Here is a 23,458-nt window from a genome sequence, read left to right on the forward strand (position 1 = left end):
ATCACTTCAGGATCACTTCAGGAAGTCCGGGACGTCCAGCTCCTCCGCCGAGCTGTCGTACGGCCGGGCCGGCGGCACCTGCGGCGAGGAGGAGTGCGTCACGGGGATCTCGTTCGCCGCGGGGGCCGGCTCGGGGGCGGTCTCCTCGCGCGGCGTCACGGTGCCGAGTCCGCCGAGGGAGCGCGGCGGCTCCGGCCGGGACGCCGGGGCGGGCTCCTCGCGCTTGGCGGAGGCGGCACCGATCACGTTGTCACGGCGGGCGGGGGGCTGGCCGCCGTCGAACCCGGCCGCGATGACGGTGACCCGCACCTCGTCGCCCAGCGCGTCGTCGATGACGGCACCGAAGATGATGTTGGCCTCGGGGTGGGCGGCCTCGCTCACCAGCTGGGCGGCCTCGTTGATCTCGAACAGGCCGAGGTCGGAGCCGCCGGAGATGGAGAGCAGCACACCGCGGGCCCCGTCGATGGAGGCCTCCAGCAGCGGCGAGGAGATCGCCATCTCGGCCGCGGCCACCGCGCGGTCGTCGCCGCGGGCCGAGCCGATGCCCATGAGGGCGGAGCCCGCCTCGGACATGACGGACTTGACGTCGGCGAAGTCGAGGTTGATGAGACCGGGTGTGGTGATGAGGTCGGTGATCCCCTGGACGCCGGACAGCAGCACCTGGTCCGCGGACTTGAAGGCGTCGAGCACGCTCACCTGGCGGTCCGAGATGGACAGCAGCCGGTCGTTCGGGATGACGATGAGGGTGTCGACCTCCTCGCGCAGCTCGGCGATGCCGTCCTCGGCCTGGTTGGCGCGGCGGCGGCCCTCGAAGGTGAAGGGCCGGGTGACCACACCGATGGTCAGGGCGCCGAGCGAGCGCGCGATGTTGGCCACGACGGGCGCGCCGCCGGTGCCGGTGCCGCCGCCCTCACCGGCGGTGACGAAGACCATGTCGGCCCCCTTGAGGACCTCCTCGATCTCCTCTCGGTGGTCCTCTGCCGCCTTGCGACCGACGGCCGGGTTGGCTCCGGCCCCGAGGCCGCGGGTGAGTTCGCGGCCGACGTCGAGCTTGACGTCGGCGTCGCTCATCAACAGTGCTTGCGCGTCCGTGTTGATCGCGATGAACTCGACGCCCTTGAGACCGACCTCGATCATTCGGTTGATGGCATTGACACCACCGCCGCCGACACCGATGACCTTGATGACTGCGAGGTAGTTCTGTGGTGCTGCCACGTCGAAGGCCTCTCGCCTCGAGTTACGAGTCGCCGCTCCGCGGTGGTGGCCGCGCCGCGACGACGGATGCCGATTGGGACGGTCCGAAATGCCGACCCGAACCCTAACGTTGAAGTTTAGGGTTACCAGTGTCCCTGCTTCCTGGACTCTCTCGGACGAGACACTAAGTCGACACGTGGCGTGCGTTCAACGAACACGCCGAACCTCCCGTTTTTCTTTTCACCCTATGTGATCAGCCGTTGCGCTGACCAACCAGGGTGCTGGCCTGCGTGTTCGTGCGTCAACTCGCCGATGCCGCAGGAGCGGTGGGGACACTCACGTCGTAGCGTCCGGCGCGGGGGGCGGCTTTCATCAGGGCACCCAGCGCGCGGGCCTTGAGTTCGCCGTCCTCGCTGCTGCCCCACATCACCTCGCGGTCGCGCGTCAACTTCAGAGTAAGCGAATCGTACGAAATGACTTGCACACTCAGGAGATCCCTGACGATCGGGGCCGGGAGACGTGAGACGGCCAGGGCCGCCTCCCTCAGCAGGCGCTGCCCCCCGAACCGCCGGGCGCCCGGCTGCTGATTGGCCGTCAGTTCCGCCAGCGGTACGGCCTCGGGCGCTTTGTCCACCGTGGCGAACCGGACGCCCTTCGCGTCGACCTCGACGTACCGGGCGCCCTTGCGCATCAGCAGGACCGGCTTCCGCTCCGTCACACGCAACTCGACGCCGTGCGGCCAGGAGCGCTCCGCCTCCACCGAGTCGATCCGGGCGAGCCGGTCGCGGAGCCTGCCCTCGATCCCTTCCAGGTCCACGGAGACCACGGGGCCGCCGAGCGGGACACCGGCCGCCAGCTCGACCTCACGGGGCGTCAGGACCCGGGTGCCGGACACCTCGACACGCTCCAGCCGGACCCAGGAGGAGCCGTACAGCACCCAGAGGCCGCCGCCGGTGAGCACGGCGGCGGCGAGCAGGGAGGCCAGGAGCCGGGGGGCGGGGAGCCGGCGGCGGCGCGGAGCCGGGCCCTTGGGATCCCGGCCGCCCGGCGGCCGGCCGCCGGGCTTGCGGGTGCCGCGTTCGGCGGTCGTCGGTCCGGCCATGCTCCCTGCCCTTCGCCGTGCCTATCGGCGTGAGGCGATCGCCTCGTACACCATGCCGACAAGCAGATCGTCCGCGTCCCGGCGCCCGAACTCGGAGGCGGCGCGGGACATCTCGTACAGCCGGTGCGGATCGGCGAGCACCGGGAGCACCCGGCCCTGGACCCACTCGGGAGTGAGTTCGGCGTCGTCGACCAGCAGTCCGCCGCCGGCCTTCACCACGGGCTGCGCGTTGAGCCGCTGTTCGCCGTTGCCGATCGGCAGCGGTACGTACGCGGCGGGCAGGCCCACGGCGGAGAGTTCGGCGACGGTCATGGCGCCCGCGCGGCACAGCATCATGTCGGCGGCGGCGTACGCGAGATCCATCCGGTCCACGTACGGTACCGGGAGATACGGTGGCATTCCGGGCATGTTGTCCACGTGTGGCAGTTCGTTCTTCGGCCCGACCGCGTGCAGGATCTGGATGCCCGAGCGCTGGAGCAGCGGAGCGACCCGCTGGACCACCTCGTTGAGCCGGCGCGCGCCCTGCGAACCGCCGGAGACCAGCAGGGTCGGCAGGTTGGGGTCCAGCCCGAAGGCGGCACGCGCCTCGGGCCTGAGCCGGGCGCGGTCGAGGGTGGCGATGGAGCGGCGCAGCGGGATCCCGACGTAGCGGGCGTCCCGCAGCTTGCTGTCGGGGGTGGACACGGCGACCGCGGCCGCGTACCTGGAACCGATCTTGTTGGCCAGGCCCGGGCGGGCGTTGGCCTCGTGGACGACGATCGGCACCCCCAGCCGCTTGGCGGCGAGGTATCCGGGCAGGGCGACATAGCCGCCGAAGCCCACGACGGCGTCGGCCCCGGTGCGCTCCAGGACCTGCTCGGCGGCCTTGATGGTGCCGCGCAGCCGGCCCGGGACGGTGATCAGCTCGGGCGTCGGCTTGCGCGGCAGCGGCACCGCGGGGATCAGCGCCAGTTCGTAGCCCCGCTCGGGGACGAGCCGGGTCTCCAGGCCGCGCTCGGTACCGAGGGCCGTGATGCCCACCGCCGGATCCCGCCTCCGCAGGGCGTCCGCGAGGGCGAGCGCGGGCTCGATGTGACCGGCGGTCCCCCCGCCTGCGAGTACGACATGCACCGAAATTCACCGCTCTCCGGACGGACGTTCCTTGACGCGCCGTCTCATCGTCTTCCATCTCATCCCGGGCCGCACGGCCAGGGCCGCCTTCGCCGCGGGGTCCTCCCGCGCGAAGGCGATCAGCAGTCCGACCGCGAACATGGTCGGCAGCAGGGCGGAACCCCCGTAGGAGAACAGCGGCAGGGGGACACCGGCGATCGGCAGCAGCCCGAGCACCGCACCGATGTTGACCACGGCCTGGGCCGTGATCCAGGTGGTCACACCTCCCGCGGCGTATCTCACGAAGGGGTCCTCCGTGCGTCCGGCCACGCGGATACCCGCATAGCCTAGAGCCGCGAACAGCGCGAGTACCGACAGCGTCCCCGCGAGGCCCAGTTCCTCCCCGGTGATGGCGAAGATGAAGTCGGTGTGCGCTTCGGGTAGTTGACCCCACTTTTCCACACTCGCCCCGATTCCGGAACCGAACCATCCGCCGGAGGCCAGGGCGTAGATCCCGTGCACGGCCTGCCAGCAGCTGTCGTCCGGGCCGGGGTCGGTGGCGCCGACGCACTGGAAGCGGGACATCCGGTGGGGGTTGGTCCCGATCAGGACGGCTCCGATCACCGCGGCGACGGACAGCACGCCCGCGAACAGCCTCGTCGGGGCGCCGGCCAGCCAGAGCAGCCCGAAGAGGATCGCCGTCAGGATGATCGCGGTGCCCATGTCACCGCCGAGCATGATCAGCCCGAGCAGTGTGAAGGCCACCGGGACGAGCGGGACGAGCAGGTGCTTCCACTGCGCGAGCAGCTGCTTGTCCTGCTTGCGGGCCAGCAGGTCGGCACCCCAGAGGATCAGGGCCAGCTTGCCGAACTCGCTGGGCTGGAGCTGGAAGGGCCCGCCGAGCGAGATCCAGTTCTGGTTGCCGTTGACCGACTGCCCTATCCCGGGAATCTGCACCAGGACCATCAGGCAGGCGCTGACGACGAGGATCGGGTAGGCGAGGGCGCGGTGGAGCCGGAGGGGCATCCGGGAGGCGATCAGCAGCAGTCCGGCTCCGATGACGGCGGCCAGGAACTGCTTGCGGAAGAAGTACGAGGACGGCAGCGAGTACTTCAGTGCCGTGATCATCGAGGCGGAGTAGACCATCACCAGGCCGAGCACGGTGATCAGCAGGCCGGCTCCGAGGATCACGTAGTAGGCGGTCAGCGGCCGGTCCCAGGCCCGGCGGGCCTGCTCGTACAGCTGCCGCAGTCCACCGCCGCGGGGCGGTCGGGACCGGCCGCCGCCGCCCCCGGCCGAGCGGCGCACCGTCCGCGTCGCGGACCCGGCGGTCCGGCCGCGCAGCGCGACCCCCGGCAGCCCGGCGAGGGCGGGCCCGGCGGCCGGGCCCCGGCCGAACGCGCGCACGCCCCCGGTGAGCGGCCCGTGCCGGACGGCCCGGGGGCCGGGCCGGCGGGGGTCGGGCGTCGTGGTCGCGTCGGGTGGCATGTCGCTGTCCCCTCCAGGTCGTGGCCCGCGCCGCCGGGTCGTGACGGCGGGGCCAGGGCCGGTCAGGCGCGCTCGGCGGCGAGGGCGCGGACCGCGTCCGCGAACGCCTCGCCTCGCTTGTTGTAGTCGGCGAACATGTCCATGGAGGCGCAGGCGGGGGCCAGCAGGACCGTGTCCCCGGGCCGCGCGAGCCGGGCCGCCTCGCGGACCGCCGCCGGCATCGCCCCAGTGTCGGTCCGGTCGAGGCCGACGACCGGGACCTCGGGGGCGTGTCGCGCCAGGGCTTCGGCGATCAGCGCCCGGTCCGCTCCCATCAGCACCGCGCCGCGCAGCCGTTTCGCGGACTTCCCGACGAGTTCGTCGAACGTCGCGCCCTTGGCCAGACCGCCCGCGATCCAGACGATCGGCTCGTAGGCCGCCAAGGACGCTTCCGCGGCATGGGTGTTGGTGGCCTTGGAGTCGTCCACGTACGCGACGCCGCCGACGTCGTCGACGTACTCGATGCGGTGCGGGTCGGACCGGAACGCCCTCAGCCCGTCGCGTACCGCTGCCGCCGGGACCCCGAAGGCGCGGGCCAGGGCGGCCGCGGCGAGGGCGTTGGCGATGTTGTGCGGGGCCGGGGGCCCGGCGCCCGGCCCCCGGGAGGAGGACGCGCCGATGTCGGAGACCTCGGCGAGTTCCTGCGCCTGCTTCTGCCGGTTCTCGACGAAGGCGCGGTCGACGAGGATGCCGTCCACGACGCCGAGCTGCGAGGGGCCGGGCGTGCCGAGGGTGAAGCCGACGGCGCGGCAGCCCTCGACGACGTCCGCCTCCCGCACCAGGGCCTCGGTGGCGGGGTCGGCGGCGTTGTAGACGCAGGCGACCGTGTTGCCCTCGTAGACACGGCCCTTGTCGGCCGCGTACGCGCCCATGGAGCCGTGCCAGTCGAGGTGGTCCGGCGCGAGGTTGAGGACGGCGGCGGAGTGGGCGCGCAGCGAGGGGGCCCAGTGCAGCTGGTAGCTGGAGAGCTCGACGGCGAGGACGTCGTACTCCTCTCCGCCGAGCACCGCGTCCAGCAGCGACACCCCGATGTTCCCGACGGCCGCGGTCTTCAGCCCCGCGGCCGTGAGGATCGAGGCGAGCATCCGCACGGTGGTGGTCTTGCCGTTGGTGCCGGTGACCGCGAGCCAGGGTGCCGCCCGGCCGCCGGCCGTCCCGCGCAGCCGCCAGGCCAGTTCGACGTCGCCCCATACCTCGGCGCCCGCCTCGGCGGCCGCCGCGAAGAGGGGCTTGCCGGGATTCCAGCCGGGCGCGGTGACGACCAGTTCGGTGCCCTCGGGGAGGGTGTCGCCGTCGCCGAGCCGGACGGTGATGCCCGCCCGCCGGCCGCCGCGGTCGCCGGGGTCCCCGGGGTCCCCGCGGTCGCCGGGGTCGCCGGGGGCACGGGAAGCGCCGGGGTCGTCGGGGTCGTCGGGGGCGCCGGAAGCGCTGTGCGCCGCCCCCCAGGACTCCAGCTCCGCCGCCTGTGCCCGGGCGCGCTCGTCGTCGCGGTCGTCGACGACCGTGACGACCGCGCCGAGGCCGTGCAGGACGCGGGCGGCCGGGATGCCGCTCACGCCCAGCCCGGCGACGGTGACCTGCCTGCCCCGCCAGTCCCGGATGCTCACTTCTCGGCCGCCCAGCCCGCGTAGAAGATACCCAGTCCCACGATGACGCACATGCCCTGAATGATCCAGAAACGGACCACCACCAGGACCTCTGACCATCCCTTGAGCTCGAAGTGGTGCTGTAGCGGCGCCATCCGGAAGACGCGCTTCCCGGTGAGCCGGAACGAGCCGACCTGGATGACCACGGACATGGTGATCAGGACGAACAGGCCGCCGAGGAGCGCCAGGAGCAGCTCGGTACGGGAGCAGATCGCCAGGCCGGCGAGTGCGCCGCCGAGCGCCAGGGAGCCGGTGTCGCCCATGAAGATCTTCGCCGGCGAGGTGTTCCACCAGAGGAAGCCGAAGCAGGCGCCCATCAGCGCGGAGGCCACGACCGCGAGGTCGAGGGGGTCGCGCACCTCGAAGCAGGCGGCGGGGTTGGTCAGGGTCATCGCGTTGGCACAGGACTCCTGGAACTGCCACAGACCGATGAAGGTGTACGCGCCGAAGACCATCACGGAGGCGCCGGTGGCCAGGCCGTCCAGGCCGTCGGTGAGGTTCACGCCGTTCGACATCGCGAGGATCATGAACAGCGCCCAGACCACGAACAGCACCGGCCCGATCGACCAGCCGAAGTCGGTGACGAACGACAGCTTGGTGGAGGCCGGCGTGTTGCCCCGGTTGTCCGGGAACTGCAGTGCCAGCACGGCGAAGGCGATGCCGACGATCAGCTGGCCGGCCATCTTCGCCTTGGCCCGCAGTCCCAGCGACCGCTGCTTGACGATCTTGATGTAGTCGTCGAGGAAGCCCACCAGTCCCATGCCGGCCATCAGGAACAGGACCAGCAGGCCCGGGATGGTCGGGTCCTCGCCGGTGATCACCTTGGTCAGGGCGTACGCGATCAGCGTGGCCAGGATGAAGGCGATGCCGCCCATGGTGGGCGTGCCCTTCTTGCTGCCGTGGCTGCGCGGGCCGTCGTCGCGGATGAACTGGCCGTAGCCCTTGCGGGCCAGCAGCTTGATCAACAGCGGCGTACCGATGAGCGTCAGGAAGAGCCCGATGGCTCCCGCGAAGAGGATCTGCCTCATCGGCCGGCGACCTGCCCCTCGGCCGGACCGGCGTCTGCGAGCAGCGCCTCGGCGATCCGCTCGAGCCCGGCCGACCTGGAAGCCTTCACCAGCACGACGTCTCCCGGGCGCAGCTCTCTGCGCAACAGGTCGACCGCCGCCCGCGCGTCGGACACGTGCACCGACTCCTCACCCCACGAACCCTCGTTATAGGCGCCCAGTTGCAGCCAGGACGCTTCCCTGCCCCCGACCGCGACGAGCTTGCTGACGTTGAGCCGGACGGCGAGCCGTCCGACCGCGTCGTGCTCGGCCAGCGCCTCGCCGCCGAGCTCGGCCATCGGACCGAGCACCGCCCACGTGCGCCCCCCGGCGGCCTCGGCGGCCGCGCCCATGGCGGCGAGCGCACGCAGTGCGGCTCGCATGGACTCGGGGTTCGCGTTGTAGGCGTCATTGACGATCGTGACGCCGTCCGGACGCTCGGTGACCTCCATACGCCAGCGGGAGAGGGTGCCGGCCTCCGAGAGCGCGGTGGCGATCTCGTCGACGGACATGCCCAGCTCATGGGCGACGGCGGCCGCGGCGAGCGCGTTCGACACGTGGTGCTCACCGTACAGCCGCAAGGTCACGTCGCTGCACCCGGAGGGTGTGCGAAGCAGGAACGCGGGCCGTCCGCCGGGCAGCAGGCGGACGTTCTCGGCGCGTACGTCCGCTTCGTCCGACTCCCCGAACAGCACGACACGTGCCTTGGTGCGGGCCGACATGGCGCGGACGAGGGGGTCGTCGGCGTTGAGGACGGCCACCCCGCCCGCTTCGGCGGGGGGCAGCGTCTCCACCAGCTCGCCCTTGGCCTCGGCGATCTGCTCGCGGCCGCCGAACTCGCCGATGTGGGCGCTGCCCACGTTCAGCACCACTCCGACGCGGGGCGGGGTGAGCTGGGTGAGGTAGCGGATGTGGCCGATGCCGCGGGCGCCCATCTCGAGGACCAGGAACCTGGTCTCGTCGGTGGCGCTGAGCGCGGTCAGCGGCAGGCCGATCTCGTTGTTCAGCGAGCCGGGGGTCCAGACGGTCGGCGCCTCGCGGCGCAGCACCTGCGCGACGAGGTCCTTGGTGCTGGTCTTCCCCGCGGAGCCGGTGAGGGCCACCAGGGTGGCGCCCAGGCGCCGCACCACGGCACGGGCCAGCGCGCCCAGAGCCCTCGGGACGTCGTCCACGACGACGGCGGGCACACCGACGGGCCGCGAGGCCAGCACGCCGGCCGCACCCGCGGCGACCACGTCCGCGGCGTAGTCGTGGCCGTCGACGCGGGCGCCGGCGAAGGCGACGAAGAGGCTGCCGGGCACGACCTCGCGCGAGTCGCGGACGACGGGCCCGGTGACGCGTACGGACGGATCCGGTATGTCGTGCGGCCGCCCGCCCACGATGTCGGCGATCTCGGCGAGGGAGAGGCTGATCACGGATTCATCCCCCACTGTTCTTGCGGCTGTGCTCGATCGCCTCGCGGAGCACCAGGCGGTCGTCGAAGGGGCGGACCACGCCGGCGATGTCCTGCCCCTGCTCGTGCCCCTTGCCCGCGATCAGCACGGTGTCACCCGGCGCGGCGCGGGCGACGGCCGCCGCGATGGCGGCGGCCCGGTCCTCCTCCACGAGCACGTCGCCGCGCTTGTGCGCGGGCACCTCGGCCGCGCCGGCGAGCATGGCGGCGAGGATCGCGAGAGGGTCCTCGGAGCGGGGGTTGTCGGAGGTGAGGACGGCGGTGTCGGCGTAGCGGGCGGCGGCGGCGCCCATCGGGCCGCGCTTGGTCCGGTCGCGGTCGCCGCCGCAGCCGAGCACGATGTGCAGTCGGCCCTCGGTGACCTTGCGCAGGGAGCGCAGGACCGATTCGACCGCGTCCGTCTTGTGCGCGTAGTCGACCAGCGCCAGATACGGCTGGCCGGCGTCGACGCGCTCCAGCCGGCCGGGGACGCCCGGTACCGCGGCGACGCCGTCGGCCGCGGTCTGCGGGTCGACGCCCGCGACGGCGAGGGTGACGATCGCGGCGAGCGTGTTGGCGACGTTGAAGGGGCCCGGCAGCGGGGCCCTGGCGCGCACCCGCTCGCCCTCGGGGCCCAGGGCGGTGAACGTGGAGCCGAGCGGGCCCACTTCGACGCCTTCGGCGCGCCAGTCGGCGTCGGGGTGGCCCTCGGCGGAGAACGTGACGACGGGGATCGAGGACTCCCCCACCAGCCGCTGCCCGTAGTCGTCGTCGAGGTTGACGACGCCCCGCCGGGCGCGCTCCGGGGTGAACAACCGGGCCTTCGCCTGGAAGTAGTCCTCCATGCCGGAGTGGAACTCCATGTGCTCCGGCGAGAGGTTGCTGAAGACGGCGACGTCGAACACGCAGCCGTCGACCCGGCCGAGCACCAGCGCGTGGCTGGACACCTCCATGGCCACCGACTCGACGCCGCGCTCGCGCATCACGGCGAACAGGGCCTGCAGATCGGTGGCTTCGGGTGTGGTGCGCTCCGACTTGATGCGCTCCTCGTCGATGCGCATCTCGACCGTGCCGATCAGCCCGGTGCGGCGGCCGGCGCCGCGCAGACCGCCCTCGACGAGGTACGCCGTGGTGGTCTTGCCGGAGGTGCCGGTGATGCCGATCTGGAGCAGCGCCCGTCCGGGGCGCCCGTAGATCTCGGCGGCGAGTTCGCCCATGGTGCCGCGCGGGTCCCCGGTGACCAGGACGGGCAGCCCGGTCCCGGCGGCGCGCTCGGCGCCCGACGGGTCGGTGAGGATCGCGGCGGCGCCGAGATCCCTGGCCTGGGCGACGTAGTCGGCGCCGTGCAGCCGGGCGCCGGGCAGGGCGGCGTAGACGTCTCCGGGGCGCACCGCGCGGGAGTCGTGCGTGATGCCGGTGACCGCGCCGGAGCCCGGGGACTCGACCCCCAGCAGGGCGGCCAGCTCTGCGAGGCCGGTCGGGCGGACCTCGGCCGGACGGGGAGAGGCGGTTCGGTACTGATCAGCTTGTGGCACGGCGGTGAGCGTACCGGCAGTACCGGGACCGGCGCTAAATGAGGGGCCTTCCCGGGGGCCGCGGGCGCCCGGGGAGGGGGTGCCGGCGGACGGGGAGGGGGTGCCGGCGGGCGGGGGCGGGGCGGACCCCGGTGAGCGGTTCCCGGGGTCCGGCGTGACGGTTCTCACTGGCTGTCCCTCCCGGGTCACGCGCCGGGGTCGAAGCTGACCGGCAGCCGCGCGGGAGCCGCGCCGGTCGGCGCGACCTGCTGGGTCTTGAGCGCGAACTCCATGACCTTCTTGTAGACGGGTCCGCAGATCTGGCCGCCGAAGTAGCTGCCCCGCGTGGGGTTCTGGATGGCGCAGTAGACGGTGATCCGGGGCTTGTCGGCGGGCGCGAAGCCGGCGAAGGAGGCGGTGTAGCCCCGGTAGCGGCCGAGTTCGGGATCGACCCGGTTGGCGGTGCCGGTCTTCCCGGCGACCCGGTAGCCGGGGATCCGGGCCCTGGTCCCGGTGCCCTCCTCGTTCCCCACGACCGACTCCAGCATGGTGGCGAGGGTCTTCGCGGTCTTCTCGCTCACCACGCGGGTCCGCTCCGGCGTCTGGGCCGGGACGAAGCGTCCGCCGGGACCGCGGGTGCCGCGCACCAGGGTGGGTTCGACGCGCACGCCGCCGTTGGCGATGGTCGAGTAGACGGAGGCGGCCTGCATGGCGTTGATCGACAGGCCCTGTCCGAAGGGGATCGTGTACTGCTGTGAGGTCGACCAGTCCTGCGGCTCGGCGAGGATGCCGGGGCTCTCGCCCGGGTAGCCCAGGCCGGTCGGGCTGCCGATGCCGAACTTCCTCAGGTAGGAGTACAGGACGCGGTTGGCCTGTGCCTGGGTCTTCCCCAGCTGCCCGGTCGCCAGGATCGTCCCGATGTTGCTGGACTTGGCGAGGACGCCGTTGAGCGTCAGGTACCAGGTGGGGTGGTCGACGTCGTCCTTGAAGAGCCGGTCGCCGCGGTGCAGCCGGTTGGGCACGGTGACATGGGTGGCCGGGGTGGCGGCCCGCTCCTCCAGCACCGCGGCGATGGACATGACCTTGCTGGTGGAGCCGGGCTCGTAGACGTCCTGGAGAGCCGCGTTGCCCATGGCGGCGACGTCGGCCCTCGAGATGTCGTTGGGGTTGAAGCCCGGCGCGTTGGCCATCGCCAGGACCTCGCCGGTCCTGGTGTCCTGCACCAGCACATAGCCCCGGTCCGCCTTGGACTTCGCCACCTGCTCGCTGATCGCGCGCTGCGCGGCCCACTGGATGTCGCGGTCGATCGTCAGCTCGATGTCGGAGCCGGGGACGGCGGGCTTCTCCCGGGTCCCGGCGGTGGGCACCCGGCGCCCGCCGGACTGCGCGTAGGTGATGCTGCCGTCCCTGCCCGCGAGTTCCTTGTCCAGCATGGACTCCAGACCGCCGGCGCCGCGGCCCTCGGCGTTGACCCAGCCCAGTATCCCGGCCGCGAGATCGCCGTTGGGGTAGACCCGCTTGCTGCTGGACTCCTGGAAGACCCCCGCGAGGACGTTGGCGCCGGGACCGCCCCTGGTCCTGTCGGCGGCGGCCTTCTCGGCGAAGGCGCCCTTGAGGTCCTTGATCTGCTTCCAGACCTGCGGGGTCTGGCGGCGGGCGAGGACGGTGTAGCGGGACTTCGGGGCCTTGAGCTTGTTCGCGAGCACTGCCGGGTCGGCGCCCAGGATCGGTGCGAGCAGCGCGGCGGCCTGCTCCGGCGCGTCCGGTGCCCTGCTCTCCTCGGGTGTGAACATCTTCGGGTCGGCGGTGATGTCGTGCGCGTCGACGCTGGTGGCGAGCGCGATCCCGGCACGGTCCGTGATCCGGCCGCGCTCGGCCGCCAGCGTGTGGCTCGTGTAGCGGTTCTTCTCCGCCATGGCGGCGTACGTACCGGCGTCGACGGCCTGCACCTGCAGCAGCCTGACCACGAAGGCCAGCATGACCAGGGTCAGGGCAAGGCTGACCAGCCTCAGCCGGGGGCGGGGGTTGCCGAGCCGGATCCGGCCGGGTGCCGCGGGCCGCCGCGGCGGCGCGGTACGGCGGGGGCGGGGAGCGGGCCGGCCCCGCCCGGCCGGTCCGCCGCGGCGCGCGGGGACCGGCACACGGCGCCGCGGAGGTTCCTTGGGTGGCACTGCGTCACCTGCCGGGGGTCGTGGGGGGCGGCTGCGGCACGCCGGACGCGGGGGGCGGCTGCTGCGCGGAGGGCACCGCGGGCACCGCGGGCGCGCCGGCGGCCGACGGCTTCGGTGGGACGGGAGCCGCCGGGGTCCCGCCGGACGGCTGTGCGGGCGCGGACGGCTGTGCGGGTACAGGCGCGGACGGCTGTGCGGGCGCGGGCGGTTGTGCGGGCGCGGGCGGTTGTGCGGGGACGGGCGGGCCGACCGGGCGGGGCGCCGGTTCCGTACGCCGGACGGCGGAGGGGTCGGCCTTCGCCCGCTTCGGGACCCCGCGGACCGTGCCGTCGGGGCCGAGGAAGGCGGGGCTGCCGCCCGGCACCATGCCGAGTTCACGCGCCCGACGCTCCAGTGCGTCCGGGGCGGAGCGCTCGTCCACGTCCCGCTGAAGCGCCTGTTCCCGGTCGGTGAGTTCGGTGGTCTTCTTCCTGAGTTCGCTCAGTCTGAACGAGCCCTCGTTGAGGGAGGTGTTGAGCAGCAGCAGGGTGATCAGCCCGCCGCCGAGCAGCACGACGACCAGCAGGACGAAGGGGGTACGGGCCGCGGTGCTCGGCCCGGAGGGCATGAGCCGGGCGAGCCGGGCGGCACGCCCCTTCAGCTGTCCGGCAGGCGTCCTCACCCCTCGCCCTCCTTCACCGCGGTCGTGGTCACCGGCCCCGCTCCCCCGGCGCGGCCACCGTCACCGCACGTCCTCGCGGATGCGCTCGGCGCCGCGCAGCCGCGCGGGGGCCGCCCGGCGGTTCCGGGCGACCTCTTCCTCGGTAGGGAGTTCGGCGCCGCGGGTGAGGAGCTTGAGCCGCGGCTGGTACCGCTCGGGGACGACGGGCAGTCCGGGCGGTGCCGTCGTCGCCGCCCCCTCCGCGAAGACCTGCTTGACCAGCCGGTCCTCCAGCGAGTGGTACGAGAGGACCGCGATCCGGCCGCCCACGGCGAGGGCCTTCACGGCGGCCGGCACGGCCCGCTCCAGGACGGTCAGTTCGCCGTTGACCTCGATACGCAGGGCCTGGAACGTGCGCTTGGCAGGGTTGCCGCCCGTGCGCTTGACCGCCTGCGGGAGCGCGTCGCGGATCAGCGCGACGAGCCGGGCGCTGCCGGTGAACGGTTCCTTCTCGCGCTCCCGCACGATCGCGGCGACGATCCGTCTGGCCTGCTTCTCCTCGCCGTACGCCCGCAGGATCCGGACCAGTTCGCCGGCCGGGTAGGTGTTGAGGACCTCCGCCGCGCTGACGCCGGCCGTCTGGTCCATCCGCATGTCGAGCGGGGCGTCCTGGGCGTAGGCGAAGCCCCGGCCTGCCTCGTCGAGCTGCATTGAGGAGACCCCGAGGTCGAAGAGGACGCCCTGGACGGCGGGGATGCCGAGCCGGCCGAGGACGTCGGGCAGCTCGTCGTAGACGGCGTGCACGAGGGTGGCGCGGTCGCCGAACGGCGCGAGCCGCTCGGCGGACAGCCGCAGCGCTTCCCCGTCCCGGTCGAGCGCGACGAGCCTCGCGGCGGGGAACCGGGTCAGCAGCGCCTCGCTGTGTCCGCCGAGGCCGAGGGTGCAGTCGACGACCACGGGCCCCGGGCCCCCGGCGGCGCCGGTCCCATCCGGACGCTCCAGGGCGGGCGCCAGCAGGTCCAGGCACCGCTGGAGCATCACCGGGACGTGTCGCTGGCTCAATGCGCCCTCTCAGGTCCGGCGCTGGCGGTGGCCGGGCCGTACGTTTGCCGCACCCGCGCCGAAAACGCGGAAATGTGCTGGATGTGTCCGTGAACTGCGCGTCACTTTAGTCCACCTGCCGTGCCGGTCAATCAACCGGCTGGCGCGTCGCCGCGCCGCCGCCGAGGGGCCCCGGGGAGGGGCGGCTCACCCGAACGGGCCCGGCCGCCCACGCCTGTGGGTTGGCTCACAACAAGTCGCGTTGACGTTCTTTGTCCGCTCTCACGGCGGGCCGGCCGGGCCCGTGGCCATTACCGTCGAGACATGTCGACTTCCCCGCAGCCCCCCGCAGAGTCCGCCGTCACGGACGGCACGGTCACCGACCGGCTGGTCGAGGCGAACCAGCACTACGCCTCGGACTTCACCGACCCCGGCATGGACGCCCGGCCCGTGCTCCGGGTCGCCGTGGTGGCCTGCATGGACGCCCGTCTCGACCTGCATGCGGCGCTGGGCCTGGAACTCGGCGACTGCCACACGATCCGCAACGCGGGCGGAGCGGTCACGGACGACGTGATCCGCTCGCTGACCATCAGCCAGCGCGCGCTGGGCACCCGCAGCGTCGTCCTCATCCACCACACCGGCTGCGGCCTGGAGATCCTGACCGAGGACTTCCGGCACGAGCTGGAGGTCGAGGTGGGCCAGCGGCCGTCCTGGGCCGTGGAGGCGTTCCGCGACGTCGACCAGGACGTGCGGCAGTCGATGCAGCGGGTGCGCACCTCGCCGTTCCTGCTGCACACCGACGATGTGCGCGGGTTCGTCTTCGACGTCAAGTCCGGTCTGCTGCGGGAGATCGAACCCACCGGGTGAGCCCGCCCCGTACGGGGCCGCGCGGTCCGGCGGGGCTGCCCGGCGGCGCGGTCCGGCGGCGCGAGCGGGTGGGTGGGCGCGAGCGGTCCGGCGGGGGCGGTCCGGCGGCGCGGGCGCGGGCGGTCCGGTACGGGCGCGGGTGGGCGCGAGCGAGCGGGAGCGGCAGCGGACTTCCTCGCTCCGCAGGGGACGGCGGGACGCCGGCGGGGCGTCCCGCCGGTCCCCGTTCCGGTCGGCGTGGGGCGGATCACAGCACTGCGTGAACCGCAAAACACGGCAACCCCGGACATATGACGCCCACTTGTCCACAGGCGAGTGACACGACGCGGCAACGGCAACAAGAATGCGGGTGGTGACACCTTCGCGGATCCGACCGGAGAGGGTGTCCGTGTTTCGGGGTGGGCCGTGCCGCAAGCAGTGCACCGGTCCATGGAACGGGCCGAGGAGGGCCGGGTGACGACCTATGACGATCGAGCGAGCCTCACGGATCTGACCACCACAGCGGAGCGTGTCCGCAGATCGGTGGAGGGTGTGATCGAGGGCAAGCCTGAGGTCGTACGGCTCTCGCTGACCGTGCTGCTCGCGGAGGGCCATCTCCTGATCGAGGACGTGCCCGGTGTGGGCAAGACGATGCTCGCGAAGGCACTGGCACGGTCGATCGACTGCTCGGTCCGGCGCATCCAGTTCACACCGGACCTGCTGCCCTCGGACATCACCGGCGTGTCGATCTACGACCAGCAGAGCCACGACTTCGAGTTCAAGCCCGGCGCGATCTTCGCCCAGATAGTGATCGGCGACGAGATCAACCGGGCATCGCCGAAGACCCAGTCCGCGCTGCTCGAGTCCATGGAGGAGCGGCAGGTCACCATCGACGGCCAGACGTACGAACTGCCCGCGCCCTTCATGGTGGTGGCCACCCAGAACCCGGTCGAGATGGAGGGCACGTACCCCCTGCCCGAGGCCCAGCGGGACCGCTTCATGGCCCGGGTGTCGATGGGCTATCCGACCCCCGAGGCCGAGCTTCGGATGCTCGACGTGCACGGCGAGGTGTCCCCCCTCGACGACCTCCGGCCGGCGGCGCACGCCCACGACGTCGTGAAGCTGATCGACGCGGTGCGGACGGTCCATGTCGCGGACTCCGTGCGGAGGTACGCGGTGGAGCTGGTGGCGGCCACCCGCAACCACCCCGATCTCCGCCTGGGCGCCTCGCCCCGCGCCACCCTGCACCTGCTGCGGGCCGCCAAGGCGTCGGCGGCGCTGAGCGGCCGGGACTACGCTCTGCCGGACGACGTGCAGTCGCTCGCCGTGCCGGTCCTCGCCCACCGCCTGCTGCCGACGGCCCAGGCCCAGCTGAACCGCCGCACCGCCGAGCAGGTCGTACAGGAGATCCTGCAACGCACGCCCGTGCCGACCTCGGGCAGCGACCCGGCCTACGGGACCGGCGCCCGCCAGGCGCCCGGCGGCCCGGTCTTCGGCGGGCAGCGGCCCGGCGTCCGGCGGATCTGATGACGGCCGGGAGTCCTGCCGCCGGCGACGACGAGGAAGAGGGCGGCATCCGGTCGGCCCTCGGCGGGCTGACGACACGCGGCCGCTCGTTCCTCGCCGCCGGGGTGGCCGCGGCGCTGTGTGCCGTGGTCCTCGGGCAGAGCGACCTGCTCCGGGTCGGGCTGCTGCTCGCCGTGCTTCCCCTGCTCTGTGTGGCCGTGCTGCACCGGACCCGGCACCGGGTGGCCGGCAGCCGGCGGCTGTTCCCGTCCCGGGTGCCCGCCGGATCCGAGGCGCGGGTACATCTGCGCCTGGACAACGTCTCCCGGCTGCCCACGGGCCTGCTGATGCTGCAGGACCACGTGCCCTATGTGCTGGGCCCCCGGCCCCGGTTCGTACTGGACCGGGTGGAGCCGGGCGGCCGGCGCGAAGTGTCCTACCGGGTCCGGTCCGACCTGCGCGGACGCTATCCGCTCGGTCCGCTGCAACTGCGGCTCAACGACCCGTTCGGCATGTGCGAGCTGACCCGTTCCTTCAGCGCGGCCGACACCCTCACCGTGATCCCCCGGACCGAGCCGCTGCCGCCGGTGTCCCTGCCGGGCGATGCCGCGGGCTACGGCGACGGACGGCAGCGCACGCTGGCCCTGGCCGGGGACGACGACGTGATCCCCCGGACCTACCGGCACGGGGACGACCTGCGCCGGGTGCACTGGCGTTCCACGGCGCGCTACGGCGAGCTGATGGTCCGCCGCGAGGAGCAGCCGCAGCGGCCCAGGTGCACGGTGCTGCTGGACACCCGGCGCGCGGCCTACCGCGGGGCCGGGCCCGACTCGGCCTTCGAGTGGGCGGTCTCGGGTGCGGCGTCCGCCGTGGTGCACCTGCTGGAGCGGGGCTTCTCGGTCCAGTTGCTGACGGACACCGGCACCTCGCTGCCCGGCGCCGGGGACGGCCCCGCCGGCTCGCCGCAGGAGTCCGCCGGCCTGATACTCGACGCGCTCGCCGTCGTGCACCACTCGGACGGCACGGGGCTGTCGCGCGCCTGCGACGTGCTGCGCGGCGGCGGAGAGGGGCTGCTGGTCGCCTTCCTCGGCGACATGGACGAGGAGCAGACGGCGGTGGCGGCACGGATACGGCGGCGCAGCGGGAGCGCGATCGCGTTCGTACTGGACAGCCGCGTATGGACGGCGGACGGCACGGCGGACGGCACGGCGGACGAGACCGCACGGGTGCGACTGCGCGCGCTGCGCGAGGCCGGGTGGACGGCGGTCCCCGCCGGACCCGGCGCGGCACTGCCCGGGCTGTGGCGCGAGGCGGGGCGCGAGCGCGCCCATCCGGCCCCGGCCGGTACGGCGGGTCCCTCCGGGAGGTGGTCATGAGCGGGCGAGGAAGGCTGACCCTGTGCGCCTACGCCGCCACGCTGCTGGCGGCGGCCGCGATGACGCCGCTGGTCGATCCGTGGACGTGGCTGCTTCAGGCGGCGTTCCTGTCGGCGGTGGTCAGCGGGGCCGGCGCCGCGGCGCGGCGGGTGCCGCTGGCGCGGCCGCTGACCGTGGCCGCCCAGGCCGCACTGAGCCTGCTGATACTCACACTGCTCTTCGTACGCGAGGACGCGGTGCTCGGGCTGGTCCCCGGGCCGGACGCCGTCGCCGGGTTCGGCGAACTGCTGGCCACGGGCGCCCAGGACGTCAGCCGGTACGCGATCCCGGCACCGGCCACCGACGGGATCAAGCTGATGCTGATCGGCGGGGTGCTGCTGATCGGGCTGGCCGTGGACGCACTGGCCGTCACCTACCGCAGCGCCGCACCCGCCGGTCTGCCGCTGCTCGCGCTGTTCTCGGTGGCCGCCGGCCTGTCCGGCGGCGGGGCGGGCTGGTGGTGGTTCCTGCTGGCGGCCTCGGGCTATCTGGCGCTTCTGCTGGCGGAAAGCCGCGACCGGCTGTCCCGGTGGGGCCGGGTCCTCGGCGGTGCTCCGCCGAGCGGCGGGGCGGGGTTCGTCCGCGAGGACGGGACGGCACACTCGCCGATGCGCACCGGCAGGCGGATCGGTGCGGCCGCGCTGGGCGTCGCCCTGGTCGTCCACTGGTCCCTCCCCGCGCTGGGCGGCGGTCTGATCGGCCAGGGCGGTGGCGGCTCGGGGACCGGCCCGGGCGGCGGCACCATCAACGCGGTCAACCCGGTGGTGACGCTCCAGGACAGCCTGAACCAGCCCGAGAGCCGGGAGTGGCTCAAGTACAAGACCGACGCGAAGAGCACGGGTGACATGTATCTGCGGATCATGGCACTCGACCGGTTCGACGGCGGGGCGTGGAAGTTCTCCGTCCGCAAGATCACCGACGTCCCCGCCGAACTCCCGCGCCCGGAGGGGCTGGCCGACGAGGTCGCCACGACGGAGATCAGGACGAACATCTCCGCGGCGGGCGCCTACCGGCAGGGCTGGCTGCCCATGCCGTACCCCGCCTCCGAGGTGGCCGTGGAGGGCCGGTGGCGCTTCGACCCGGCGCGGCGCACGATCGTCGGCGACCGCGGTCAGACGACCGGGGGCCTGCAGTACTCGGTCACCAGCCTTCAGGTCAGGCCCACCGCGCGGCAGCTCGCGGAGGCGCCGAAGGCCCCGGCCCCGCTGCTGGAGGAGTACACCGAGGTGCCGGGCACACTGCCCGCCGACGTGCGCTCCACGGCGCTGCGGGTGACGCGGGGAGCCGCGAACGACTACGAGCGGGCGGTCGCGCTCCAGGACTGGTTCGCCTCGGACGGGGGTTTCACCTACGACACCCAGGTGGACTCGGGCGGCGGTGTCCGGGCGATCTCGCGCTTCCTGAAGAACAAGGAGGGGTTCTGCGTCCACTTCTCCTTCTCCATGGCCGCGATGGCGCGGACACTGGGGATACCGGCCCGCGTCGCGGTGGGCTTCACTCCCGGCTCGCCCGCCGCGGACGGCGCGATGTCGGTCAGCAACCAGGACGCCCACGCCTGGCCCGAGCTGTACTTCGAGGGTGTGGGGTGGACCCGGTTCGAGCCGACGCCGACGCGCGGCAACGCCCCCGGCTACGCACGGGCGGCGACCCCGTCCGGAGGGCCGAGCAGCCCGGCGGAACCGGAGGCCGGCGCGTCGGAGGAGGTGCCGGTCGCCCCGTCCCGGTCGGCCGACTGCTCCAGCCAGGAGCGCCGGCTCGGCGAGTGCGGTGCCACGGCGCCGCAGGACGTCCCGGCGACCGGGGACGAGGGCCCGACGCTCGCTTCGGTCCTGATGTGGACCGGGGGGATCGCCCTGCCGGCGGCGGTCCCGGTGCTGCCGATGCTGTGGCGGGCGAGACTCCGCAGGCTCCGGCTCGGTGCCGGCGGGCGCACGGCGGAGGACGCCGCCGCACGGACGCTCCTGGTCTGGCAGGAGATCACCGACACCGCCTGGGACCACGGCATCGTGCCGGACGGCTCCCTCTCGCCGAGGAAGGCGGCCGCGCGCATCGTCCGGCTCGGCAGGCTGGAGGGCGCGCCCGCGGACTCGGTCCACCGGGTGGCCCGAGCGGTGGAACAGGTGCTCTACGCCCCGAGGCCCGCCTCGGCCACCGGGCTGGCCGAGGACGCCGGGCGGGTGCGTGCGGGCCTGCGGGAGCGGGCCGGACGTGTCGAGAGCATCCGCGCGCTGCTGCTTCCGCGTTCCAGCGTGCGGGTGGTGTGGGCGTGCTCGCAGCGGTGGACTGCCGTCGCGGGCCGCGTCGCCGCCGCCCACCGCCGGCTCCTGGACCGCGCGGCGGCACAGCTGCGCAGGCCGCTGAGGCAACGGGGCTGACGGGGTCCACCGGGACGGGGCGGGGGACGGGCCGGGACGGGAGGGGCGGTGCGGGGACGGGAGGGACGGTGCGGGGAACGGGCCAGGACGGGACGGCCCGCGCCGTGGCGGCCCCGGCCCCGGTCTCGGCCGAACCCGTAGGACCGCGGGGCGGTAGGACCGCGCGGCCTGCTGCGGAGGGCCGGCGGCGGGACCCGTACCGGCCGCGTCGGCTGGGCTCCGTGCCCAGGCCGCCCGACCCGGACGCATACGGGCCCCGCGGTCCTACGGCCCCGCGGCACGGGCGGGCGGGGAGAAGACGACCTCACCGGCTCCGGACGGCCCCACCGGGGCACGTACTCGGATCGGATACGCACGTACCCGGATCGGATAAGGCTGAGGGGCGACCGCGTCGCGGTCGCCCCTCAGCCTTATCCGAGTTCGGATGTACACGTCACATGGGCTCAGTGGCCCTGCTCGTCGCGGCGGCGCTGCCACCGCTGCTCGATCCGGTCCATCAGCGACCGGCGCTGCCTGGGCTGTCGGCCGGTGGCCTCAGCCCCGGGGCCGCTCTGCTCACCCGGCTTCGGCGCCTTGCGCCAGCCGGTGACCGCCAGGACCGCACAGCCGAGCATGACGAGGAAACCCACCACGCTGATCCAGATCTGCTGGGCGACCATTCCGGCCATGAGGAGCGCGATACCCACCAGGAAGCCGGCGACCGCTTGGTAGACCCGTCGTCGGGTGTACGTACGCAGCCCGCTTCCCTCAAGCGCTGTCGCGAACTTGGGATCTTCGGCGTACAGCGCTCGCTCCATCTGCTCGAGCATTCGCTGCTCGTGCTCCGAGAGCGGCACGGAGTCCTCCTAGTCGTCGGTCGCGGGGGGCGACCGGTATGCGGCCCTTTCAGGATAGGCAGGGAATCGCCCCCGTGAAACCCGCCGGGTGCCCGATTGCCTTCGGGGCCTGCCATGCCGGATCGACTGCTGAGGCGTTGATTCCCCAACCGCCCGTCCGTCATGCCGGATCGCGTCACCCGATCATACGGGGCGAACGCCTCGGCCGGGGGACCTGTGGCGTACTCCATCTGCAGCTGCGTGGCTGATCAGCGGCGGGCACCGCGCCCGGGCCCGTGATCAGCCGCGCTTCTCGCCCAGGACGTGGAGCTGCGTGGCCACCGCGTGGAACGCCTCCGACTCGGCGGCGGCCTCCTCCAGCTTCAGCAGGGCCTCCAGCGCCCCGGGCTCGGTGTCCACGAGCGCCCCCGGGACCAGGTCGGCGAAGACCCGGACACCGTGCACGGAAGCGATCTCCAGCCCCGCTCCGCCGACGAGCCCGGTGAGCTGCCCGGCCGTGAAGCGGCGCGGCGTCGGGTCGCCCTCGCCCCAGCGCCCCGCCGGGTCGCCGAGCGCCTGCCGGGCCTCGGTGAAGTGCCCGGCCAGCGCCCTGGCGAGGACGGCGCCGCCGAGCCCGGCGGCGAGCAGGCTGAGGGCGCCTCCGGGGCGGAGCGCCGCCACCGCGTTCCGCACGCCTTCGGCCGGGTCCTCGACGTACTCGAGCACGCCGTGGAACAGCACGGCGTCGAAGCCGCCGCGCTCGACCACGTCGAACAGCCCGTGGACATCGCCCTGCACCCCTCGGACCCGGTCGGCCACCCCGGCCTCGGCCGCCCGGCGCTCCAGCGCGAACAGCGCGTTGGGGCTGGGGTCGACCACGGTGACGCGATGGCCGAGCCGAGCGGCGGGCACGGCGAAGTTGCCGGAGCCGCCGCCGGTGTCGAGGACGTCAAGGGCATCCCGTCCGGTCGCCTTGACCCGGCGGTCCAGGGCGTCCCTGAGCACCTCCCAGACCACTGCCGTGCGAAGGGAGGCGCGGGACGGGGTCTCCCCGCGGCGAGACCGAACGGGGGGCATCTGGTCCGACACTGCTGGTGACTCCTCGGCGCGGGTGCCGCCCCTGCTGAGGGGGCGTGAACGGTGCAGGCTGGCTCCACCCTATTGCCTCGGCAGGGCGCGGCGGCCTTCCCAGGGTGTCCCCGGACCGCCCCGGTTCCCCAGGCCCCCGACATCCGCGCCCCGGGTCCGCGCGCCGGCCCGAGCCCGAGTCCGCGTCCGAGTCCGCGTCCGGTCCTCGGCCGTCCTCGGCCGTCCTCGGCCGTCCTCGACCGACCTCGGCCGTCCTCGACCGACCTCGGCCGTCCTCGGGCTGCCCCGGTGCCGCTCAGTCCGCAGCGCCCTCCGGCCGCCCGCCCTCGGGCCCCGGCCCCTCCGGCCCGGGCTGCGGCTGCGGCTGCGGCTGCACCAGCCGGAGCGCCGGCAGCCGCTCCACCAGCCTCAGGAACACGGCCGCGTCGCGCATCAGGTCGTCCGCGTCGCGACTGCCGGCGGCACCGCGGATGCCCGCCTCGGCTCGGGCCCGGCGCTCGGCACCGGAGGCGAACAGCGCACTCCACTCGGTGAGCTCGGGGGCGATCTCCGGCAGGACCTCCCAGGCGGAGCGTATGCGTGCCCGGCGGCGCGGGCCGGTCTCGGGCCGCCCGCGGGCGGCGAGGACGGCCGCAGCGGTGCGCAGCGCGGCGAGATGGGCGGTGACGTACCGCTCGTTGGGCGTCTCCAGACGCGCGGCCTCCTCCAGGCCCGCCCGCGCCTGGGCGAGCAGGTCGAGTGCGGCAGGGGGAGCGGACGAGCGCCGCGGCACGGGGTGGACATCGCTCGCGGGTCCGGTGGTGGGTGACGGGGCGGGGCGAGGGCCGCCTGCGCGGAGCCGGCGTGCGGCAGCGGCGTACGAGCTGGCCATGACGAGCCTCCTGTCGTCGGGTGACGGCACTCCGGCCGTCCGTGGACCATGGTGGGGGCAGCCACTGACAATTCGCCCCGACCTGGGGTTGTCCGGGGCGAAGGGGGTGCGCTGCCCGGCGGCACCCGGGCCAAGGTGA

At 73.7% G+C, this 23,458-nt stretch carries 18 protein-coding genes; 4 read left to right on the plus strand and 14 right to left on the minus strand.

Annotation, left to right across the window (positions count from 1 at the left end; translation table 11 throughout):
* Window positions 1–12: 12 nt before the first annotated feature.
* The 11 genes from ftsZ to rsmH all read right to left on the minus strand — a co-directional run bounded on the left by ftsZ (window position 13) and on the right by rsmH (window position 14,423).
* The gene (gene ftsZ / locus DDQ41_RS03035; RefSeq protein ID WP_109293077.1) at window positions 13–1,215 is read right to left on the minus strand and encodes a cell division protein FtsZ; all 1,203 of its coding nucleotides are present in this window, start codon (window positions 1,213–1,215) and stop codon (window positions 13–15) included.
* Between the two features lie 280 nt (window positions 1,216–1,495).
* Window positions 1,496–2,296 (minus strand): cell division protein FtsQ/DivIB, encoded by an 801-nt coding sequence (locus DDQ41_RS03045; RefSeq protein ID WP_109293079.1) that lies wholly within the window; start codon window positions 2,294–2,296, stop codon window positions 1,496–1,498.
* A 21-nt stretch (window positions 2,297–2,317) separates the two neighbouring features.
* Entirely contained in the window at window positions 2,318–3,406 is a 1,089-nt protein-coding gene (murG, locus tag DDQ41_RS03050; RefSeq protein WP_109293080.1) for an undecaprenyldiphospho-muramoylpentapeptide beta-N-acetylglucosaminyltransferase, read from the minus strand.
* Between the two features lie 6 nt (window positions 3,407–3,412).
* Window positions 3,413–4,873, minus strand: coding sequence for a putative lipid II flippase FtsW (ftsW, locus tag DDQ41_RS03055; RefSeq protein ID WP_109293081.1), 1,461 nt, complete (start codon window positions 4,871–4,873; stop codon window positions 3,413–3,415).
* Between the two features lie 62 nt (window positions 4,874–4,935).
* Window positions 4,936–6,519, minus strand: coding sequence for a UDP-N-acetylmuramoyl-L-alanine--D-glutamate ligase (gene murD, locus DDQ41_RS03060; RefSeq protein WP_109293082.1), 1,584 nt, complete (start codon window positions 6,517–6,519; stop codon window positions 4,936–4,938).
* Complete coding sequence (gene mraY, locus DDQ41_RS03065; RefSeq protein ID WP_109293083.1) at window positions 6,516–7,586, minus strand: phospho-N-acetylmuramoyl-pentapeptide-transferase; 1,071 nt, start codon at window positions 7,584–7,586, stop codon at window positions 6,516–6,518. Before mraY ends, murD begins: the two co-directional genes overlap by 4 nt.
* A complete protein-coding gene (locus DDQ41_RS03070) occupies window positions 7,583–9,019 on the minus strand; it encodes a UDP-N-acetylmuramoyl-tripeptide--D-alanyl-D-alanine ligase (RefSeq protein WP_109293084.1) in 1,437 nt (478 codons plus the stop codon). The genes mraY and DDQ41_RS03070 overlap by 4 nt, the downstream gene beginning before the upstream one ends.
* A gap of 4 nt (window positions 9,020–9,023) precedes the next feature.
* Window positions 9,024–10,571, minus strand: a complete 1,548-nt coding sequence (locus DDQ41_RS03075; RefSeq protein ID WP_109293085.1) for a UDP-N-acetylmuramoyl-L-alanyl-D-glutamate--2,6-diaminopimelate ligase — start codon at window positions 10,569–10,571, stop codon at window positions 9,024–9,026.
* Window positions 10,572–10,756: 185 nt separating this feature from the next.
* Complete coding sequence (locus DDQ41_RS03080; protein WP_174720251.1) at window positions 10,757–12,721, minus strand: peptidoglycan D,D-transpeptidase FtsI family protein; 1,965 nt, start codon at window positions 12,719–12,721, stop codon at window positions 10,757–10,759.
* A gap of 4 nt (window positions 12,722–12,725) precedes the next feature.
* Window positions 12,726–13,382, minus strand: coding sequence for an FtsB family cell division protein (locus DDQ41_RS03085; RefSeq protein ID WP_394342120.1), 657 nt, complete (start codon window positions 13,380–13,382; stop codon window positions 12,726–12,728).
* Window positions 13,383–13,442: 60 nt separating this feature from the next.
* Window positions 13,443–14,423: a 16S rRNA (cytosine(1402)-N(4))-methyltransferase RsmH gene (gene rsmH / locus DDQ41_RS03090; RefSeq protein WP_109293087.1), complete on the minus strand. Its 981-nt coding sequence runs from the start codon at window positions 14,421–14,423 to the stop codon at window positions 13,443–13,445.
* Window positions 14,424–14,726: 303 nt separating this feature from the next.
* Between rsmH and DDQ41_RS03095 the strand changes: the two genes are divergently transcribed.
* The 4 genes from DDQ41_RS03095 to DDQ41_RS03110 all read left to right on the plus strand — a co-directional run bounded on the left by DDQ41_RS03095 (window position 14,727) and on the right by DDQ41_RS03110 (window position 20,544).
* Window positions 14,727–15,269 (plus strand): beta-class carbonic anhydrase, encoded by a 543-nt coding sequence (locus DDQ41_RS03095; RefSeq protein WP_109293088.1) that lies wholly within the window; start codon window positions 14,727–14,729, stop codon window positions 15,267–15,269.
* A gap of 453 nt (window positions 15,270–15,722) precedes the next feature.
* Entirely contained in the window at window positions 15,723–16,775 is a 1,053-nt protein-coding gene (locus tag DDQ41_RS03100) for an AAA family ATPase (protein WP_109297500.1), read from the plus strand.
* Window positions 16,775–18,130 (plus strand): DUF58 domain-containing protein, encoded by a 1,356-nt coding sequence (locus tag DDQ41_RS03105; protein ID WP_109293089.1) that lies wholly within the window; start codon window positions 16,775–16,777, stop codon window positions 18,128–18,130. The genes DDQ41_RS03100 and DDQ41_RS03105 overlap by 1 nt, the downstream gene beginning before the upstream one ends.
* Window positions 18,127–20,544: a transglutaminase TgpA family protein gene (locus DDQ41_RS03110; protein WP_174720252.1), complete on the plus strand. Its 2,418-nt coding sequence runs from the start codon at window positions 18,127–18,129 to the stop codon at window positions 20,542–20,544. Before DDQ41_RS03105 ends, DDQ41_RS03110 begins: the two co-directional genes overlap by 4 nt.
* Before the next feature lie 443 nt (window positions 20,545–20,987).
* Here DDQ41_RS03110 and DDQ41_RS03115 read toward each other — a convergent pair whose 3' ends face one another.
* The 3 genes from DDQ41_RS03115 to DDQ41_RS03125 all read right to left on the minus strand — a co-directional run bounded on the left by DDQ41_RS03115 (window position 20,988) and on the right by DDQ41_RS03125 (window position 23,319).
* Window positions 20,988–21,380 (minus strand): DUF3040 domain-containing protein, encoded by a 393-nt coding sequence (locus tag DDQ41_RS03115; protein ID WP_109293090.1) that lies wholly within the window; start codon window positions 21,378–21,380, stop codon window positions 20,988–20,990.
* 279 nt (window positions 21,381–21,659) lie between these two features.
* Complete coding sequence (locus tag DDQ41_RS03120) at window positions 21,660–22,436, minus strand: methyltransferase (RefSeq protein WP_109297502.1); 777 nt, start codon at window positions 22,434–22,436, stop codon at window positions 21,660–21,662.
* A 307-nt stretch (window positions 22,437–22,743) separates the two neighbouring features.
* A complete protein-coding gene (locus DDQ41_RS03125; RefSeq protein ID WP_109293091.1) occupies window positions 22,744–23,319 on the minus strand; it encodes an SAV_6107 family HEPN domain-containing protein in 576 nt (191 codons plus the stop codon).
* Window positions 23,320–23,458 lie beyond the last annotated feature (139 nt).

This window comes from Streptomyces spongiicola, assembly GCF_003122365.1.
Taxonomy (GTDB): domain Bacteria; phylum Actinomycetota; class Actinomycetes; order Streptomycetales; family Streptomycetaceae; genus Streptomyces; species Streptomyces spongiicola.

Coding starts and splice junctions, on each gene's coding strand:
- DDQ41_RS03045 (WP_109293079.1), bottom strand. CDS start 2,296: ATGGCCGGACCGACGACCGCCGAACGCGGCACCCGCAAGCCCGGCGGC.
- ftsW (WP_109293081.1), bottom strand. CDS start 4,873: ATGCCACCCGACGCGACCACGACGCCCGACCCCCGCCGGCCCGGCCCC.
- mraY (WP_109293083.1), bottom strand. CDS start 7,586: ATGAGGCAGATCCTCTTCGCGGGAGCCATCGGGCTCTTCCTGACGCTC.
- DDQ41_RS03095 (WP_109293088.1), top strand. CDS start 14,727: ATGTCGACTTCCCCGCAGCCCCCCGCAGAGTCCGCCGTCACGGACGGC.
- DDQ41_RS03105 (WP_109293089.1), top strand. CDS start 16,775: ATGACGGCCGGGAGTCCTGCCGCCGGCGACGACGAGGAAGAGGGCGGC.
- DDQ41_RS03110 (WP_174720252.1), top strand. CDS start 18,127: ATGAGCGGGCGAGGAAGGCTGACCCTGTGCGCCTACGCCGCCACGCTG.
- DDQ41_RS03120 (WP_109297502.1), bottom strand. CDS start 22,436: ATGCCCCCCGTTCGGTCTCGCCGCGGGGAGACCCCGTCCCGCGCCTCC.
- DDQ41_RS03125 (WP_109293091.1), bottom strand. CDS start 23,319: ATGGCCAGCTCGTACGCCGCTGCCGCACGCCGGCTCCGCGCAGGCGGC.